This window comes from Raineyella sp. W15-4 (genome assembly GCF_033170155.1).
GTDB lineage: Bacteria > Actinomycetota > Actinomycetes > Propionibacteriales > Propionibacteriaceae > Raineyella.
Window position 1 is genome coordinate 2,665,527 of sequence record NZ_CP137079.1, and the last position, 15,914, is coordinate 2,681,440.

16 protein-coding genes and 1 riboswitch are annotated in these 15,914 nt (G+C 72.6%); of the genes, 4 read left to right on the plus strand and 12 right to left on the minus strand.

The window, feature by feature from the left end; all coding sequences use genetic code 11:
- Nucleotides 1–1,005, minus strand: coding sequence for a 4-hydroxy-3-methylbut-2-enyl diphosphate reductase (locus tag R0145_RS12450; protein WP_317837175.1), 1,005 nt, complete (start codon nucleotides 1,003–1,005; stop codon nucleotides 1–3).
- A gap of 38 nt (nucleotides 1,006–1,043) precedes the next feature.
- Here R0145_RS12450 and xseA point away from each other — a divergent pair, with 38 nt between their 5' ends.
- Nucleotides 1,044–2,318 (plus strand): exodeoxyribonuclease VII large subunit, encoded by a 1,275-nt coding sequence (gene xseA, locus R0145_RS12455; protein ID WP_317837176.1) that lies wholly within the window; start codon nucleotides 1,044–1,046, stop codon nucleotides 2,316–2,318.
- Complete coding sequence (locus tag R0145_RS12460) at nucleotides 2,311–2,550, plus strand: exodeoxyribonuclease VII small subunit (RefSeq protein ID WP_317837177.1); 240 nt, start codon at nucleotides 2,311–2,313, stop codon at nucleotides 2,548–2,550. Before xseA ends, R0145_RS12460 begins: the two co-directional genes overlap by 8 nt.
- An 86-nt stretch (nucleotides 2,551–2,636) precedes the next feature.
- On the opposite strand, the gene R0145_RS12465 is transcribed toward R0145_RS12460, so the two are convergent.
- The 5 genes from R0145_RS12465 to thiO all read right to left on the minus strand — a co-directional run bounded on the left by R0145_RS12465 (nucleotide 2,637) and on the right by thiO (nucleotide 6,696).
- Entirely contained in the window at nucleotides 2,637–3,233 is a 597-nt protein-coding gene (locus tag R0145_RS12465; protein ID WP_317837178.1) for a DUF4245 domain-containing protein, read from the minus strand.
- 41 nt (nucleotides 3,234–3,274) lie between these two features.
- Nucleotides 3,275–4,423, minus strand: a complete 1,149-nt coding sequence (locus R0145_RS12470) for a ThiF family adenylyltransferase (protein WP_317837179.1) — start codon at nucleotides 4,421–4,423, stop codon at nucleotides 3,275–3,277.
- Complete coding sequence (locus R0145_RS12475) at nucleotides 4,420–5,160, minus strand: thiazole synthase (protein WP_411742120.1); 741 nt, start codon at nucleotides 5,158–5,160, stop codon at nucleotides 4,420–4,422. Before R0145_RS12475 ends, R0145_RS12470 begins: the two co-directional genes overlap by 4 nt.
- A gap of 133 nt (nucleotides 5,161–5,293) precedes the next feature.
- The gene (gene thiS / locus R0145_RS12480) at nucleotides 5,294–5,530 is read right to left on the minus strand and encodes a sulfur carrier protein ThiS (RefSeq protein ID WP_317837181.1); all 237 of its coding nucleotides are present in this window, start codon (nucleotides 5,528–5,530) and stop codon (nucleotides 5,294–5,296) included.
- Nucleotides 5,527–6,696, minus strand: coding sequence for a glycine oxidase ThiO (gene thiO, locus R0145_RS12485; protein ID WP_317837182.1), 1,170 nt, complete (start codon nucleotides 6,694–6,696; stop codon nucleotides 5,527–5,529). Before thiO ends, thiS begins: the two co-directional genes overlap by 4 nt.
- Nucleotides 6,689–6,794: riboswitch (TPP riboswitch) on the minus strand. (Overlaps the previous gene by 8 nt.)
- 15 nt (nucleotides 6,795–6,809) lie before the next feature.
- Between thiO and thiE the strand changes: the two genes are divergently transcribed.
- Entirely contained in the window at nucleotides 6,810–7,508 is a 699-nt protein-coding gene (gene thiE / locus R0145_RS12490; RefSeq protein ID WP_317837183.1) for a thiamine phosphate synthase, read from the plus strand.
- A gap of 41 nt (nucleotides 7,509–7,549) precedes the next feature.
- Here the strand turns inward: thiE and R0145_RS12495 are convergent, their stop codons facing one another.
- The 3 genes from R0145_RS12495 to R0145_RS12505 all read right to left on the minus strand — a co-directional run bounded on the left by R0145_RS12495 (nucleotide 7,550) and on the right by R0145_RS12505 (nucleotide 10,812).
- Nucleotides 7,550–8,242, minus strand: a complete 693-nt coding sequence (locus R0145_RS12495) for a transglycosylase SLT domain-containing protein (RefSeq protein WP_317837184.1) — start codon at nucleotides 8,240–8,242, stop codon at nucleotides 7,550–7,552.
- Nucleotides 8,243–8,363: 121 nt separating this feature from the next.
- Nucleotides 8,364–9,674: a PhoH family protein gene (locus R0145_RS12500; RefSeq protein ID WP_317837186.1), complete on the minus strand. Its 1,311-nt coding sequence runs from the start codon at nucleotides 9,672–9,674 to the stop codon at nucleotides 8,364–8,366.
- 328 nt (nucleotides 9,675–10,002) lie between these two features.
- A complete protein-coding gene (locus R0145_RS12505) occupies nucleotides 10,003–10,812 on the minus strand; it encodes an isoprenyl transferase (protein ID WP_317837188.1) in 810 nt (269 codons plus the stop codon).
- 113 nt (nucleotides 10,813–10,925) lie between these two features.
- On the opposite strand from R0145_RS12505, the gene trhA reads away from it, so the two are divergent.
- Nucleotides 10,926–11,600, plus strand: coding sequence for a PAQR family membrane homeostasis protein TrhA (gene trhA / locus R0145_RS12510; protein ID WP_317837190.1), 675 nt, complete (start codon nucleotides 10,926–10,928; stop codon nucleotides 11,598–11,600).
- A 31-nt stretch (nucleotides 11,601–11,631) separates the two neighbouring features.
- Here trhA and R0145_RS12515 read toward each other — a convergent pair whose 3' ends face one another.
- The 3 genes from R0145_RS12515 to R0145_RS12525 form a co-directional block, all read right to left on the minus strand.
- Complete coding sequence (locus tag R0145_RS12515; protein WP_317837192.1) at nucleotides 11,632–13,458, minus strand: thioredoxin domain-containing protein; 1,827 nt, start codon at nucleotides 13,456–13,458, stop codon at nucleotides 11,632–11,634.
- Between the two features lie 370 nt (nucleotides 13,459–13,828).
- Complete coding sequence (locus R0145_RS12520) at nucleotides 13,829–15,262, minus strand: DUF2786 domain-containing protein (protein WP_317837194.1); 1,434 nt, start codon at nucleotides 15,260–15,262, stop codon at nucleotides 13,829–13,831.
- Nucleotides 15,259–15,876, minus strand: a complete 618-nt coding sequence (locus R0145_RS12525; protein ID WP_317837196.1) for a hypothetical protein — start codon at nucleotides 15,874–15,876, stop codon at nucleotides 15,259–15,261. Before R0145_RS12525 ends, R0145_RS12520 begins: the two co-directional genes overlap by 4 nt.
- Between the last annotated feature and the right edge of the window lie 38 nt (nucleotides 15,877–15,914).

Here is a 15,914-nt window from a genome sequence, read left to right on the forward strand (position 1 = left end):
TCAGCCGCGAGCGGGCCGGCGCGCCGTACGCAACTCGTGCGGCAGGGCGAAGGTGAGGTTCTCCTCGACCAGCCGCTCCTGCACGGCGGGCGGGAAGCCCTGCTCCTGCAGGTAGGCCAGCACACCCTGCACCAGGCCCTCCGGCACCGAGGCACCCGAGGTCACGCCGACCGTGGACACCCCGACCAGCCAGTCCGGATCGATCTCCTCGGCCCGGTCGATCCGGTGGGCCGCCGTCGCGCCGGCCTCGAGGGCGACCTCGACCAGCCGCACCGAGTTGGACGAGTTGGCCGACCCGACGACGATGACGAGGTCGGAGTGGGCGGCGATCTGCTTGACCGCCGACTGCCGGTTCTGGGTGGCGTAGCAGATGTCGTCGCTGGGCGGATCGATCAGGTGCGGGAACTTCTCCCGCAGCCGGTCCACCGTCTCCATCGTCTCGTCGACGCTCAGCGTGGTCTGCGACAACCAGGCGACCTTGTCCGGATCGGCCACGTCCAGCTCGTCGACGTCGGCCGGGTGCTCGACCAGGGTGATGTGCTCGGGCGCCTCACCCGAGGTGCCCGCCACCTCCTCGTGGCCGCTGTGGCCGATGAGCAGGATCTGCACCCCCTGCTGGGCGAAGCGCTTCGCCTCGTGGTGCACCTTCGTCACCAGCGGGCAGGTCGCGTCGATCGTCCGCAGCCCGCGGGACTCCGCCTCCGCCTTCACCGCCGGCGACACCCCGTGGGCGGAGAAGATCACCAGCGAGTCGTCGGGCACCTCGTCCAGTTCGTCGACGAAGATCGCCCCGCGCTGGGACAGCGTCTCGACGACGTGCTTGTTGTGCACGATCTGCTTGCGGACGTAGATCGGGGCTCCGTACGTGTCCAGTGCCTTCTCCACCGTCTGGACCGCGCGGTCGACGCCGGCGCAGTAGCCGCGCGGTGCCGCGACCACGACCCGCTTCGCGGCCGCCGGCTGTGGGTCGGCGGGAGTGCGGTCGGACGTGGGGGGAGTCGTCATGGCAGTCAGTGTAGGCGGGGCGTCGTAGGGTGAGCCTCGTGCCTGCCGACCGGAAGCTCACCTCCTCCCCGGAGAACCCGCAGCCCCTGCGCACCATCGCCGGCGCGGTGCGGAACTGGGTGGAGCGACTCGGTGAGGTGTGGGTCGAGGCCCAGGTGATCGAGCTCAACCGGCACCGCAACGGCACCGGCTACCTGACCCTGCGCGATCTGACCGAGGAGGTGTCGGTCCAGGCGTCCTGCCCGGTGGCGGTGCTGGACGTGGCCGGGCCGCTGACCGTCGACACCACCGTGGTGACCCGGGTCCGTCCCCGCTACTGGTACCGGAGCGGGCGGCTCACCTATGAGCTGATGGAGATCCGGCCGTCCGGGGAGGGCCGGCTGCTGGCCCAGCTCGAGCAGCTCAAGCGGATGCTGCAGGCGGAGGGGCTCTTCGACCCGCTGCGCAAGAAGCCACTGCCGTTCCTGCCGCGCCGCGTCGGCCTGATCACCGGGGCCGGCTCGGCGGCCGAGCGGGATGTGCTGGAGAACATCCGCCGCCGCTGGCCGGCGGTCGTGGTGACGGTACGTCACACCCTGGTGCAGGGCCCCCAGGCGGCCGCCGGCGTGATCGCCGCGCTGGCCGACCTGGATGCGGAGCCGGAGGTCGACGTGATCGTCATCGCCCGCGGCGGCGGGTCACTGGAGGACCTGCTGCCGTTCAGCGACGAGGGACTGGTGCGGGCCGTCGCCCGGGCCGAGACCCCGGTCGTCAGCGCCATCGGTCACGAGCCGGACCAGCCGATCCTCGACCTGGTCGCCGACCTGCGGGCCTCCACCCCCACCGACGCCGCCAAGCGGGTCGTCCCGGACGCAGCCACCGAGCTCGGCCACCTCAGCACCGTCCGGACCCGTCTGGACCGGGCGGTGGAGCGGGCGGTCACGGTCCGCACCGAGCAGTTGGCCGCGCTGCGCTCCCGGCCGGTGCTGCGGGCCCCGACCGGCACCCTGGACCTGCACGCCGAGCGGCTGACGGCGCTGCGCGAGCGGGGCCTGCGGGCGGTGGAGGGTCGGCTACGCACCGAGGAGATCGGCCTGCACCACGCCCGCCAGCGGGGGCGGGCGCTGTCGCCGCGGTCGACCCTGGAGCGCGGGTACGCCATCCTGCTCGACGCCGACGAGCGGCCGGTGACCTCGACGGCGGAGGTCGACGAGGGGGACGGTCTCACCGCCCGGCTGGCGGACGGCAGCGTGGTGGTGCAGGTGGTGGAGATCGAGGGCCGTACGGACGAGTTCGACGACGCGGAGTTCGAGGAGGGACGGTTCGATGAGTGAGCGCCCGGTGGGTGGACAGCAGCGGGGCGAGGAGCTGAGCTACGAGCAGGCCCGCGACCAACTGGTGGAGATCGTGCAGAAGCTGGAGTCCGGTGGAGCGACGCTGTCGGAGTCGCTGGCGCTGTGGGAGCGTGGCGAGCAGCTCGCCGACCTCTGCCAGACCTGGCTGGACGGGGCGCGGACCCGGATCGAGGCGGCCCGCGACCGGCGACCTCCGGACGGCGGCCAGTAGGCGGCGGCCGGTCGACGGAGGCACCAGCAGCCACCCGCGGCAGCCACCTCCAGGAGACCGGCGCACCGGCCACCCGGCCGCGGGAATCAGTGCGTGCTGAGGGTAGCGACCAGCGCCTCCAGCCCCTCGTACGGCGCGTCGGCCGTCACCGCGAGGGTGTAGCCGTCCTGCCGGAGGACCAGCACCCGGGTGCGGCCGTCCGGGGAACGCCACCGCTCCCACTGCTCGCCGCCGACCGTCGAGGTGCCGTCCGGGCTGCCGTCGCGGCTGAGCCGCCGGATGACCGTGCCGGGCTCGTCGTCGGACTCGTTGACGGCGTAGTAGATCTTCGACTGGTCGAGGCCGCCCCACAGCCATTCGTCGGAAGCCGAGACCCCGCCGCCACCACGGGTCTGACCGCCCTTGGGCACCCAGGACGCCTGGGTGACGATCCAGCCACCCTCCCCGGTCGGCAGCCCGGCGGGGGCGTAGACCGGGTACGGCGCCTCGGCCCGGGCCTGGGCCACCACCGGCGCCGGGTCGATCGCCTGCACCGGGTAGTCGGGCAGGTTGTTGGTGTAGAGCCAGGTCAGCAGCAGGATCGGCACGATGATCACGCCCAGCGACAGGAACATGTCCCGGATCGTGGTGGGCTTCTTGATCCGCCGGGGGCGCGCCTGCGGGCTGACGGTGTGATCGGCCATTGCCCCATCATCACAGATCGGCTGCGCGGCGCCACCCGCGTTCAGTACTGCGGGCCGCCGAACTCCCGGCTCCAGGCCAGCACTCCCCCGGTCAGGCTGCGCAACCGCACCCCGTCGGGAACCCCGTCCTGCAACAGCCGGACCGCCTGTGCGGACCGTACGCCCGACCGGCAGTAGACGACCACGTCCCAGGCACCGTCCACCAGCTCGGCGACCGAGCCCCAGCCGCCGGCCCGGACCTCCCCCAAGGGCTTCCACACGTCGTCGGGCACGGTGACGATCCGGCGCTCCCACTCCTCGCGGACGTCCAGCAGCACCGGGGCGGCGCCCTCCCGGCGGGCGGCGACGACCTCGGTGACGGTGGTCGACTCGACCCGCGGCGCGGCGGTGGCGGCGCAGGCCTCGACCGCCTCGGTCAGCGCCGTGACCGGCGGCCGGTCCGGGTCGGGGACGAGCCGCAGGGTGTGCTGTTCGGCGCGCAGCGCGTCGTGGACCAGCACCCGGCCGACCAGCGGCTCCCCGAGGCCGCAGATCAGCTTGATCGCCTCGGTCGCCATCGCCGACCCGATCGACCCGCAGAGCGCGCCGAAGACACCGCCGTCCGCGCAGGACGGCACCGAACCGGCCGGCGGGATGTCGGGGAACAGGTCGCGCAGCATCGGCCCCTCGCCGGGCCAGAACACGCTGACCTGGCCCTGGAACCGGAAGATCGACCCCCACACCAACGGGGTGCCGGTCAGTTCGGCGGCGTCGTTGGACAGGTAGCGGGTGGCGAAATTGTCGGCCCCGTCGAGGACCAGGTCGTACGACCGGAACAGCCCCAGGGCGTTGTCACCGTCGAGCCGCTCCACGTACGCCTCGACGTCCAGCGCCGGATCGAGCCGGAGCAGCGCGTCGCGGGCCGACTCGGCCTTCGGCCGGCCGAGGTCCTCGGTGCGGTGCAGCACCTGGCGCTGGAGGTTGGACAGGTCGACGACGTCGTCGTCGATCACGCCCAGCGTGCCCACCCCGGCGGCGGCCAGGTAGAGCAGGGTCGGCGCGCCGAGGCCGCCGGCACCGATCACCAGCACGCGGGCGGCCCGCAGTCGGCGCTGCCCCTCCTCGCCGACCCCGGGCAGGGTGAGGTGGCGGGCGTAGCGGCCGGCCTCGGCCGCGGTCAGCGGCGGGCCGGGCTCGACCAGTGGCTTCACAGCGCGTCCTCCTCGCGGGGTCCGGTGACGATCCCCTCCAGCGGGCTGGAGGCCACGGCCAGCGTACGTCGCGGGATCCGGCCGGCGCGCCGGGCCCGGTGACCGGCGTCGACCGCCGCGCGCATCGCCGTGGCCATCCCGACCGGGTCCTGGGCCCGGGTCACCGCGGTGGCCAGCAGCACGCCGTCGCAGCCGAGCTCCATCGCCAGGCAGGCGTCGGAGGCGGTGCCGATGCCGGCGTCCAGGATCACCGGGACCTCGGCCCGGGAGACGATCAGCCCGATGTTGTGCGGGTTGAGGATGCCCAGACCGGTGCCGATCGGGGCGCCGGCCGGCATCACCGCCGCGACCCCGAGGCCCTCCAGCCGGTGCGCCAGCGCGGGATCGTCGTTGGTGTAGGCGAGCACGGTGAAGCCGCGTCCGACGAGGTCTTCGGCGGCCCGGGAGAGCTCGACCGGGTCGGGCAGCAGGGTGTCCTCGTCGGCGATCACCTCCAGCTTCACCCAGTCGGTCTCCAGGGCCTCCCGGGCGAGTTCGGCGGTGAGGATCGCGTCCCGGGCGGTGTAGCAGCCGGCGGTGTTCGGCAGGGCGCGGATGCCGAGCCGGTCCAGCAGCGCGAAGAGCGACTCGCGGCCGGCCGGCCCGTACCGGCGGAGGGCGACGGTGGTGAGCTCGGTGCCGGAGGCGACCAGTGCCCGCTCCAGGGTGGCCATCGAGGTGGCCCCGCCGGTGCCCATGATCAGCCGGGAGCCGAAGGATCTGCCGCCGATCACCAGCGGGGTACTGGGATCGCCGGGTGTGCTGGTGGGATCGCCGGCTGTGCTGCGGGGATCGCCGGTCGGGCCGGCCGTCGTGCTGGTCATGATGCTCCTAACCGCCCTGGACGGCGGTGACGAGGTCGATCTGCTGACCGTCGGTGACCGGGGTACGGGCCCAGCTGCTGCGGGGCACGACGGTCCGGTCCACCGCGACGGCGATCCCGAGCCGGCCACCGTCGACCGGGCGGCCGTCGGGGTCGAGCGGGCGGCCGGTGTGGGCGGCGACCAGGTCGAGGACGGTCTCTCCGGCCCGGGGGACGTACGCCTCCCCGTTGACGGTCGTGGTCATCGGACCTCCACCGGGGCGAAGCGGCGGGGGTCGACCGCGGCGGCGGTCTCCGGCTCCAGATCGCGGCCGGCCACCAGGTCCGCCCCGAGCCGGGCGCCGAGGGCGCTGAGCAGGATGCCGTGGCGGAAATAGCCGGTGGAGACGGTCAGTCCGGGCGCCACCCGGCCGATCAGCGGGACGTCGTCGGGGGTGCCGGGTCGGGCCCGGGCGGTGACTTCCAGCAGTTCGCACTCCAGCACGCCGGGGACCAGCCGCTGCGCGTCGCGGAGCAGTCGGTGCACGCCGCCGATGCTCGGGCCGGCGAGGCCGTCCTCGCGCGAGGTTGCCCCGATCACCACGGTGCCGTCCTCGCGCGGCACCAGGTAGACGGGGCTGCCGTGGACCAGCCCGCGGACCGTCCGGGTGACCAGCGGCCGCAGCCGCTCGGGCACCCGGATCCGCAGGATGTCGCCCCAGACCGGGCGCAGCGGCAGCTCCAGACTGTCCGGCAGCCCGGTCAGCTCGCCGGAGGCGAGTCCGGCGGCGACGAGCACCTCGTCGGCCGCCAGGGTGCTGCCGTCGGCGAGGCGTACGCCGCCCACTCGCTCCGCGGTCCACCACACTCCGTCGGCCCGCTGCCGGACGACGGTGCCGCGGTGCTCGAGCAGGTCGAACAGTGCGGCCATGATCCGACGCGGGTCGACCTGGTGATCGTCGGGGATCCGTACCGCCCCGACCACCCCCGGTCCCAGAGCGGGCTCCAGGAGCCGGGCGGTCGAGGAGGAGATCTCCCGGAGGTCCATGCCGAGCCGGCGCTGGAGGACGGCGAGATCGGCCAACGCCTGCCGGTCGGCGGCGTCGCCGGCGCAGACCAGGGTCTCGGTGCTGAGGTGTCCCACCGGGCGCCCCGCCTCGGTCGCCACCCGGGCGGCCAGCCGCGGCCAGAGCTGGGCGGCGGAGACCATCAGCCCGTAGAGAGTGGGCTGGTCCCAGACCACCTCGGAGGCGGGTGCCAGCATCCCGGCCGCGGCGAAGCTGGCGCCCGACATCGGGGCGGGATCGCAGACGGTGACCTCCCAGCCGGCGTCGAGAAGTTCCCAGGCCGTCGCCAGGCCGATGATGCCGGCGCCGACGACGATCACCGAGCGAGAGCGCGACCGGGAATCGCTGGCAGTGTGCTCGACCACGAGCATTCCTTTCCTACGGCGGCATGACCCGCATCAGGTTCAGCGGTCGGCACGTGGCCCTCTCAGCCCTCATCCGGTGGGCTCCCGCGGAATGTGCTCCCTACTATAGGCCCGTGACATCGTCGCCGACCCCCAGCGTCCCCTCCGCCCGGACCTCCCGCTCCCGCCGGCTCGCCGCGCTGGACGCGGCGCGGCTCTATCTGTGCACCGATGCCCGCACCGAGCAAGGTGACCTGGAGGCGTTCCTCCATGCGGCGTACGAGGGTGGGGTGGACATCATCCAGCTGCGGGACAAGCGGCTCGAGGCGCGGGCGGAGATCGCGGCCCTGGAGCTGCTGGGTCGGATCGCCGCCGAGCACGGGCGGCTGTTCGCGGTGAACGACCGGGCCGACCTCGCTCTGCTGGTCGGCGCGGACGTGTTCCATGTCGGCCAGGGCGACCTGACCACGGCGCAGGCCCGTACGATCCTCGGGCCGGACGTGTTGGTCGGCCGCTCGACCCACAGCCTCGCCCAGGCGCGCGAGGCGGCCGAGGATCCGGGGCTGGACTACTTCTGTGTCGGGCCGGTGTGGGCCACCCCCACCAAGCCCGGCCGACCGCCGGTAGGGCTGGACCTGGTGGCCGATGCGGCAGAGATCGGGACGGCACTGCATCCGCCCAAGCCGTGGTTCGCGATCGGCGGCATCGACACCGCCCGGGTCCCGCAGTTGCGGGCCGCCGGGGCGGAGCGGATCGTCGTGGTCCGGGCGATCACACAGGCCGCGCGGCCGCGCGAGGCCGCGACGATGCTGCGGAACGCGCTGCTGGGCTGACACCCGCCGTCGACACCCGCTCAGTACCAGCCGGACACCCGTCAGTACCAGCCGTGGGAGGACTTGAACGCCCAAGCCTGGCACGGGGTGCCGTAGCGGTCCTTCACGTAGCCCAGGCCCCAGCGGATCTGGGTGACCGGGTTGGTGCGCCAATCGGAGCCGGCGGAGGCCATCTTCGAGCCGGGCAGGGCCTGCGGGATGCCGTACGCACCGGACGAGGGGTTGGTCGCCGCCGGGTTCCACTCCGACTCGCGCATGATGATCTGGTCGTAGCACTGGAACTGGGCGGCGCCCCAGCCGAACTCGGCCGAGGCGATCTGCTGGGCGACGGCGCGGGGAGCCCCGGAGTAGGAGCCCGATCCCCGGCCACCCGCGGACTGCGCCTGCTTGGCCGCTGCCGCGGCAGCCGCCTTGTCCGCGGCGGCCTTGGCATCGGCCACGGCCTTCGCCCGGTCGCTCAGCACCTGCTGGTTGGCGTTGATCGCGTCGGCCAACCGCTGCTGGGCGGCGACCCGGTCGAGCGCCGGGCGGTCGAGGTCGCGGGTGACCTGGTCCGCCCGGGCCGCGAGGTCGTCAGGGGTCGGGGCGGCCGTGGCGGTGGCCGGCGGGGCGGGGACCGCTTCGAGGGAGTCCTGCCGGTGCAGCACCAGGGGTGTCGCGGCGACGGCGGCCAGGACACCGGATGCGGCGGCGGTCATCAGCAGGGGGGCACGGCGTACGTTCATCGTGATCATCCTGTGATATTTACCGAACCGTTATCAAATCGGGACGGCACGGTGTCCCCCGAGCGAACGGTTCCCCGGCCTCCCGCGGCCGCCCGGTGTCAGGCCGTCACGACTCCGATCGTGAGATCCGTCACAGCACCGGATCCTCCAGCAGTTCGGTGACCAGCGCGGCGATCGGCGACCGCTCGGAGCGGGTCAGCTTGACATGGGCGAACAGCGGGTGGCCCTTGAGCTTCTCGACCACCGCCACGATGCCGTCGTGCCGGCCGACCCGCAGATTGTCACGCTGGGCCACGTCGTGGGTCAGCACCACCCGGGAGTTCTGGCCCACCCGGCTGAGCACGGTGAGCAGGACGTTGCGCTCCAGCGACTGGGCCTCGTCGACGATGACGAAGGCGTCGTGCAGGGAGCGGCCCCGGATGTGGGTCAGTGGCAGCACCTCGAGCAGACCGCGGTCGAGCACCTCGTCGATGACGTGGCGGTGGGCGACGGCGCCGAGGGTGTCGAAGACCGCCTGCGCCCACGGCGCCATCTTCTCCCCCTCACTGCCCGGCAGGTAGCCCAGTTCCTGGCCACCGACGGCGTACAGCGGCCGGAAGACGACCACCTTCTCGTGCTGCTCGCGCTCCAGCACCGCTTCCAGGCCCGCGCACAACGCCAGCGCCGACTTGCCGGTGCCGGCCCGCCCGCCCAGCGAGACGATGCCCACGCTCGGGTCGAGCAGCAGGTCGAGAGCGACCTTCTGCTCGGCCGAACGGCCATGGATACCGAAGGCCTGCACCTCGGGGCGGACCAGCCGGACCTGCTTGCCCGGGGTGACCCGGCCGAGCGCCGAGGAGCCGCCACCGAGCAGCACCAGGCCGGTGTGGCAGGGCAGCTCGCGGGCCGCGTCGAGGTCGATCACGCCCTCCTCGTAGAGCCGGGACAGGTCGCCGGGGCCGACCTCGACCTCGGCCATCCCGGTCCAGCCGGTGTCGGTGACCAGCTCGTTGCGGTACTCGTCGGCCTCCAGGCCGACGGCGGAGGCCTTGACCCGCAGCGGCAGGTCCTTGGAGACCAGGGTGACATCGGCCCCCTCGGCCTTGTAGTTCATCGCGACGGCGAGGATGCGCGAGTCGTTGTCGCCCAACCGGAAGCCGACCGGCAGCCGTTCCGGATCGGTGTGGTTGAGCTCCACATGGAGCGTCCCGCCCTGCTCGTTGACCGGCACCGGGGCGTCCAGATGACCGTGGCGCACCCGCAGGTCGTCCAGGAAACGGAGTGCGGCGCGGGCGAAGTAGCCCAGTTCGGGATGGTGGCGTTTGGCCTCCAGCTCGGTGATCACCACGATCGGCACCACGACGTTGTGCTCCTCGAATCGGGAGAGGGCCCGCGGATCACTGAGCAGAACCGAGGTGTCGATCACGTACGTACGACGCCCGGTTGAGGTGGTCTCCTGCACGATGTTTCCTTCCGACATGGCCGCGCGCCAGTCACGCCCGGCCATGCAGCTACGTGGATGGCCGGAAGACGGCGGTGCCTTCGGAAAGGTCCCGCATCGATGGTCCGCAAGGGGTCATCAATGTTCCTTCCGTACGGGTGGCTTCCCCTCCACCCGTACGAACAACCTAGCCACGGGGATCCCTGTTTCGACGATTCCGGTGGGGGCGTGGCGGGAAATTTCACCCGCCGTTAACACGGCGACCACCGGACGGTCATGGGGCCGTCACCGACCCGGGGTTGACGTCCCGACCGGCGAGACCGGGCCGTCGACCGACCTATCCCGGCCGTCAGCGGCCGTAGCGACGTTCTCGCTGGGCGTACGACCGCAGGGCGCGGATGAAGTCGACCTTGCGGAAGTCCGGCCACAGCGCCTCGCAGAAGTAGAACTCGCTGTGCGCCGACTGCCACATCAGGAACCCCGACAGCCGTTGTTCCCCCGAGGTGCGGATGATCAGGTCCGGGTCCGGCTGCCCGGCCGTGTAGAGGTGCTCGCCGATCTCGTCGATGTCGAGGGTCTCGGCGACGTCCTGGATCGTCCGGCCCTCGGCGGCCTTCTCCCGCAGCAGGTCGCGGACCGCGTCACGCAGTTCATGGCGCCCCCCGTACGACACGGCGACGTTGATGTGCATGCCGTCGGAGTCCGCGGTGGCCCGCTCGACCGCCCGCAGCCGCTCGGCCACCGGGCAGGGCAGCAGGTCGAGCGCCCCCACCGGCTGCACCCGCCACCGCCCGGTGGCTGCCATCCCCTCCACCAGGTCGGCGATCACCTCCAACAGTGGTTCCAGCTCCTCGGACACCGCGCGGCGCAGGTTGTCGGTCGACAGCACCCACAGGGTGACGATCGGGATCCCGAGCTCGTCGCACCACTCGACGAACTCCTTCAGCTTGCCGGCCCCCGCCCGGTAGCCGGTGACCAGCGGCTGGCCGGGCGCGTTCGCCCTAGCCCAGCGCCGGTTGCCGTCGGCCAGCACGGCCACGTGCTGCGGGAGGGCGACCGGATCGAGCTCCGCCGTCAGCCGGTGCTCATAGGTCGAGTACAGCAGGGTGGCGGGGTGCAGTCGGTCGATCAGCTCGCGGAGGCTGTCGAGTCGGGACATGGGTCAAGGGTAACGAGGTCCACTCCGCGGGCCGCTTCGGATCCGGCCCCCAGCCGACTAGAGTAACTTACGAATCCGTAGCTTACGGATCCGTAACCTCCAGGAGGCGTCCGATGCCAGGACCACGACTGACCCGGCCCGCCGGCTTCGCCGGCCCGGTGAAGCCCAGGGCCCGGGGGTGGATCCACACCGCGATGGCGCCGCTGATGCTGCTCACCGGCATCGGCCTGATGATCTGGGCGCCGGACCTGCCGCTGCGCGCGGCCGTCGCGGTGTACCTGCTCTCCGCCCTCGAGCTGTTCGGCTGTTCCGCCCTCTACCACCGGTTCTACTGGGGCCCCGGCGCCACCGCGGTACTGCGCCGGCTGGATCACTCCAACATCTTCGTCTTCATCGCCGGCACCTACACCCCGCTCGCCGTGGCGATGCTGCACGGCGCCGACCGGATCGTGTTGCTGTCCGTGGTCTGGGGGACGGCGGTGCTCGGGGTGCTGTTCCGGGTCTTCTGGCTCACCGCGCCGCGCTGGCTCTACACCCTGCTGTACATCGTGATGGGCTGGACCGCCGTCTGGTGGCTGCCGACGTTCTGGCGGGTCGGTGGCCCCGGCGTGGTCGTCCTGCTGCTCGCCGGCGGCCTGGTCTACACGGCGGGCGCGGTGGTCTACGCCCGGAAGTCGCCCGACCCCAGCCCCACCTGGTTCGGGTACCACGAGATCTTCCATGCGGCCACCGCGGTAGCCGCGATCTGTCACGCGGTGGCGATCGGTCTGGCGATCGGCCGGGTCTGAGTCCGGCCCCTGGACCGGTCGGCGTCCTGGGTCAGGAGCCCTGGACGAGCCGGTCCACCGTGTCCGCCAGCGCCATCCCGGCGAACCGGGGGGCGGTCCGCAGCAGCTGTGCCTGGGTCCGCACCGCCCGGTCGGCCCGGGCGTCGTACGCCTCCTCCCCGGTCACCCGGGTGAGCTGGCGCAGCGCCGCCACCATGGCGGCCACCCCGGACGGGGTCGCGTTGTCGTCGAGGGCCCGCGGGCGCAGCCACAACCCACCGGCATCGTCCGCGGTGTCCCACCAGCCGCCGTCACCGGCGGCGAAGTGATCCTCGGCCAGCGCCACCAACTGCCGAGCGCGGTCCGCCCAGATGGGCTCCCCGGTGGCCTCGGCGAGCAGCCCGCAGGCCTCCGCCAGCGCGCCGTGGTCGTCCAGCGTCGCGGGTGCCTCGGAGACCACGCCGTCCCGGCTCACCCGTCGCAGCCGGCCGTCCACCAGATGGACGTCCCAGACCACCTCGGCGGCCCTCCGGGCGGCCCGGAGCCAGGCCGGGCGGTCCAGCCACTGAGCGGCCCGGACCAGCCCGGACACCATCCAGCCGTTCCAGGAGGCGACGACCTTGTCGTCGCGTGCGGGGGCCGCGCGGTGTTCCCGCACCTCGCGCAACACGGCCCGGGCGCGGTGGTACAGCCGCACCCCGTCGGGACCGACCTGGTCGGGATCGACCGGCAGCTGCAGCGTGGACGCGTAGCCCTCGAAGGTGCCCGGATCGGTCACCCGGAACAACCGCAGCACGTCGTGGTAGTCCCGCTCACCGAGGATCTGCTGGATCTGGGCCGGGTTCCAGATGTAGTACTCGCCCTCGCTCGACTGGCCGAGCGGGTCGGGGGAATCGGCGTCCAGGGCCGCCGCGAACGCCCCGTCCGGGGTGGTCATCTCCCGGACCAGCCAGTCGACCAGGTCCTCGGCCACCCGGCTGAACAGCGCCTTCCGCCGGTCCTCGACGAGCGCGGCGGCATGGGCGTACGCCGGCAGCAGCAGGGCGTTGTCGTAGAGCATCTTCTCGAAGTGCGGCACCACCCACTGCGCATCGACGCTGTAGCGGTGGAATCCGCCGCCGATCTGGTCGCACAGCCCGCCGCGGGCCATCGCCTCCAGCGAATCGAAGGCCATCTCGGCGGCCTGCTCGCGCTGGTGCTGCGGCAGCGCCCCGGCCTGTGACATCCGCAGCAGCGCCTCGTGCACCATCGCCGTAGGGAACTTCGGGGCCCGGCCGAACCCGCCGTCGACCGCGTCGTACTCGGGCAGCAGCCGTCCCCAGGCCATCTCGACGTCCTCGGCGCCCAGGGTCGCGGGGATCATCGCGGGAGTGAGAACGGTGGCGTCGGTGACGTGGTCCACCACTTGGTGGGCGGATTCGACGACGGCGTCGCGCTGCTCGGCCCAGGCCCGGGCCACCGCGCCCAAGAGTTGCCGGAAGCCCGGCTGGCCGTGGCGAGGTTCCGGCGGGTAGTACGTGCCCGCCTGGAACGGTTCCCCGTCCGGGGTGCAGAAGACGGTCATCGGCCAGCCGCCCTGGCCGCTCAGCGCCTGGGTGGCGTTCAGGTAGACGGCGTCGACGTCGGGCCGTTCCTCGCGGTCGACCTTGACGGCGACGAAGTGGTCGTTGATCAGCCGGGCCGTCTCCTCGTCCTCGAACGACTCGTGGGCCATCACGTGGCACCAGTGGCAGGAGGCGTAGCCGACCGACAGCAGGATCGGCACGTCCCGCCGACGGGCCTCCTCGAAGGCCTCCGCTCCCCACGGCTGCCAGTCCACCGGGTTGGTCGCGTGCTGCAGCAGATACGGGCTGATGGCGTGGGCGAGTCGGTTGACCATTTCCTGTAGCTCCTGACGAGTGGCCTGTGGATCAATCCACGTCACTGATTCACAGAAGTGATACACGACAGTGATACACGACGCAGATATCGCGGAGGCTGCCTCGACTCCGCGTGTCCAGCCTAGGAGGAACACCGACGCCACCTTGCAAGAAACCCACGCTGCTCGCGCAAGGCAGGCTCTGCGCCCACCGGGTCTTCGTCACCACCGCCCGAGTCGCTCACTCGGGGCACTGGGTCGCTCACTCGAGGCCTGTCAGCACGTCCAGAAGCTCGTGGTTGACGCAGCCGATCCCCTGATCGACCGTGACGTCACCCCCCGGGTGAAAGTTCTGTTCGAGAACACATCTCCGCGGTGGTGCGCCCCATCCCTAGCGTGGCAGCTCCCCCCGCGCCCGCCCGACCGCTGCCCGTCGACCGGCCTCCCGGCCGGCCCGGGCACCGGCCTCGGACCAGCCGCTCGGGCCGCGGTCGTTGCCGCGCCACCGTCCCGGGCGGATCCGCTCGACCACCTGCTGGTGGAAGGCCCGCACCTGCTCGCGCTTGGCGGCCAGCACGACGGCCGTACTGTGCAGGGCTGCCGAACCGGGCAGGACCGACCCCGGGTCGCCGGCCGACGCCGCGCCGTTCCCCGCCGCTGTCCCCTCTCTCCTCGTCGCGGCCGGGTCCGCCCCGCCCAGTCGCTCGGCGCGGACGGCCTCTTCCTCGGCACGGCGGCGGGACTCGGCCAGTCGTTCCGCGATCGAGGCGACGAAGCCTTCGTAGAAGGAAGTCTTCGCGGTCGACCAGTGCACCGGCGGCTGAGCGAGGCGATACCCCTCCACCAGCACCGTGGTCTCCCGCTTCCAGTCCCCGGTGGCCATCCAGCGGGTCGCGGAGGCGACCATCTGGGCGCGCAGCGACTCGTAGAGGGCGATCGTCATGGTGATGTCGGAAGGCATCCCGTGGGCGTACATCCGGGTCGAGTCGCGGGCCAGCAGGAACTCCACGTCGTTGGCCCGGGCGACCGCCATGAAGAGGGTGCAGTAGAGCCGCAGCCACCGCTGACCCGACCGGCCGATCACGACGCTCTGTTCCTCGGGCAGTTCCCCGGCTCGGGCGGCCTCGCCGGCGGCCCGATCCCGGGCCTGCAGCAGCGCCAGGTCGATGGCGTGCCGGGTGGCCAGTTCCTGGGCCCGGCTGACGAATGTCTCCGCCTCCGCCCGGTGCGTCGTCGCCTCGGCCTGACGCAGGATCGCCGCGATCCGGTCGCGCCACACCGACTGCTCCGGCGGGGCGTGATCGGTCGCCAGGGCGAGCCCGAGCAGCTTCGCCTGCCCGGGAAATCCGAGCAGCTCCAGCGCGTGGGTCATCCGCAGCCGGAACGACGCCCCGTGCGGCCCGCCCTCCTGCTTCCCGCCGACGGCGACCAGGTGGTGGGCCAGCTCGTGGATCACCACGATCCCGCGCAACGCCCAGGCCCCGCCGATCTCGGCGGGCGGCACGGCGATCTCCATCAACGGCGCCTGGTACTCGGCCCGCGTCGGGCCCTTCCGGGCCCGCACCTCCACCCGTGGCACCCCGAGCCGATCGCATGCCGCATCGCAGAACCGCGCCACCTCCTTGACGTCGTGGAACAGCGGGTCCGGCTCCGGCAGCCAGGTCGTCCCGTCGAGGCGTACACTCCCGTCCTCCACCCACCGGATCAGCCGATCCTCGGCCGCGTACAGCGCGGTGGTCTCCTCGGTCCACTCGGCCGGGGCAGAGCCCGCTCCCTGCAGCCTGCGCCGGAACGACGCCATGTCCGTCATCGATCCCGTACTCATCCTTCGACCCCCCTGTGTCGCCACCGGGCCCAGACCCCCCAGGCCCGTTCCAGACCGGCCGGCACCCCCGGCACCGGTTCGTCGTCCCGCCACGAGCCGTCCGGGTCGACCTCGGGCAGCCCGGCGACCAGCTCGCCGGCCCGCGCCAGGGTGGCCAGGTAGTCCGCCCGGTCGAACACCAGTCGTCCCGGCAGTCCGCGGACCGGCTCGGCCCGGCCGGAGCCGCCGTTCTCCCAGCGGAAATCGGTCCACGTCACCGACCGCTCGTCGACCCGCACCCGCGTGGTGAGCCAGCCGCAGGCGATGTCGTCGTCGTACGGACAGACCAACAGCGGCACCCGCCCCGGCGACAGGTACCGGATCGGCGCGAACCCGCTGGGCAGCCGCAGCTGTTCGGTGCGACCGGCCAGTTCGTCGAGCACCGGCGAGGTGCGCAGCAGCCACCATCCCTGCAGCGGGGTGACCAGCCCGGTCCCGTGGGTGACCGCGACATCGAGCGGCACCCCGTCGACGAGCAGCGCCACGTAGTGGGCGATCGGCACCTCGCGGGCGCCGCGTCGCCCGGTCCGCCGCTCGGTACGGACGGCGGGGCGGATGGTCAGGGAGTTCGTCACGCTCGTCATTGTGCCCGGCGGCTCAGACACCGCCGCGG

Bases quoted from the DNA above. Each gene is read 5' to 3' on its own strand.
- R0145_RS12450 (WP_317837175.1), bottom strand. From the start codon at position 1,005: ATGACGACTCCCCCCACGTCCGACCGCACTCCCGCCGACCCACAGCCG.
- R0145_RS12460 (WP_317837177.1), top strand. From the start codon at position 2,311: ATGAGTGAGCGCCCGGTGGGTGGACAGCAGCGGGGCGAGGAGCTGAGC.
- R0145_RS12465 (WP_317837178.1), bottom strand. From the start codon at position 3,233: ATGGCCGATCACACCGTCAGCCCGCAGGCGCGCCCCCGGCGGATCAAG.
- R0145_RS12475 (WP_411742120.1), bottom strand. From the start codon at position 5,160: ATGGGCACCGGCGGGGCCACCTCGATGGCCACCCTGGAGCGGGCACTG.
- thiS (WP_317837181.1), bottom strand. From the start codon at position 5,530: ATGACCACGACCGTCAACGGGGAGGCGTACGTCCCCCGGGCCGGAGAG.
- R0145_RS12495 (WP_317837184.1), bottom strand. From the start codon at position 8,242: ATGATCACGATGAACGTACGCCGTGCCCCCCTGCTGATGACCGCCGCC.
- R0145_RS12505 (WP_317837188.1), bottom strand. From the start codon at position 10,812: ATGTCCCGACTCGACAGCCTCCGCGAGCTGATCGACCGACTGCACCCC.
- trhA (WP_317837190.1), top strand. From the start codon at position 10,926: ATGCCAGGACCACGACTGACCCGGCCCGCCGGCTTCGCCGGCCCGGTG.
- R0145_RS12515 (WP_317837192.1), bottom strand. From the start codon at position 13,458: ATGGTCAACCGACTCGCCCACGCCATCAGCCCGTATCTGCTGCAGCAC.
- R0145_RS12520 (WP_317837194.1), bottom strand. From the start codon at position 15,262: ATGAGTACGGGATCGATGACGGACATGGCGTCGTTCCGGCGCAGGCTG.